The sequence below is a fragment of the Bacteroides sp. genome, assembly GCF_019417265.1.
Classification (GTDB): Bacteria; Bacteroidota; Bacteroidia; order Bacteroidales; family Bacteroidaceae; genus Phocaeicola.
In genome coordinates this window covers 1-940 of sequence record NZ_DXVR01000142.1, presented here as the reverse complement: position 1 = coordinate 940, position 940 = coordinate 1, and the positions used below count along the sequence as shown (strand labels likewise).

1 protein-coding gene is annotated in these 940 nt (G+C 28.2%); it reads left to right on the top strand.

From position 1 onward, the window contains the following. Positions 1-378 precede the first annotated feature (378 nt). Positions 379-843, top strand: a complete 465-nt coding sequence (locus QZ379_RS12055) for a hypothetical protein (RefSeq protein WP_291565163.1) — start codon at positions 379-381, stop codon at positions 841-843. Positions 844-940: the final 97 nt, after the last annotated feature.

Below are 940 nucleotides of genomic sequence, written 5' to 3'. Positions count from 1 at the left end.
CTTGTGATATAAAATAGATTTAAAAAATTTAGGTTACAAATGTACATAAAAGCTACGATATTTTTTGTCCGTTTATAATTAAATAAAACCTAAATACAAGTTAAGGGATTATCGTTTGGCAAATAAAGATTCCATTTCATTGTATAATATATACACATGACTTCTAATCAAAATTCACCTGACTAAATCATTATAATTAATATGCTATTTCATATGTAGAAACAACATATTTTTTGTCATATCATAAAAAGATTAAAGATTTTCGCATAAATATTTTGTTTTTAATAAATTTATTAATACATTCGCATAAACCATTAAAATTAACCAAGGCGATATGTGCGGCCTTAACTGCACTAAACTTTAAAAACAATTTATACTATGAGACTTAAATTCTTTTTCTCAATGCTGGCAGCAGCTGCCATTGCTTTGACAGGATGTAACAAACAGACTGAACTGGAAATCAACTACGGAAAAACAGCGACAGTAAAAGGTAAGGTTATTTTAAATGATGGAACCGGAAAAGATAAAGCTGGTACAAATATCAAAGTTTATGCAGAAATCAGCTATTCTGATTTAGTAACACAAGGTTCAGCAGCTCAGGGAGTTAAAACCTTTGAAACAATAACAGATGCTGAAGGAAAATACCAGTTCGAACTACCTGTAACAGATAATGGAACAGATGTTTCTATATATACAGAAACTGTTGAGGTGCAAAATGGATACTATGCATCAGGATATGAAGATGCTATTGGTTGCAAGCCTAATATTATAAAATATGTATCTGACATTACATTAACCTTAACAAAAACAACTACAGATAATAGCAGTAATACTGGAAATTAAATTCATTTACCATTCTATAAAAGCAGAATATTATGAAAATCAAAATATTAAGTAAGTGCTCTAAAATATTTTTATATTCAGCATAAAATATTAATAT

Excerpts from the sequence above, each read along its gene's own strand:
- QZ379_RS12055 (WP_291565163.1), top strand. The coding sequence starts at position 379 with ATGAGACTTAAATTCTTTTTCTCAATGCTGGCAGCAGCTGCCATTGCT.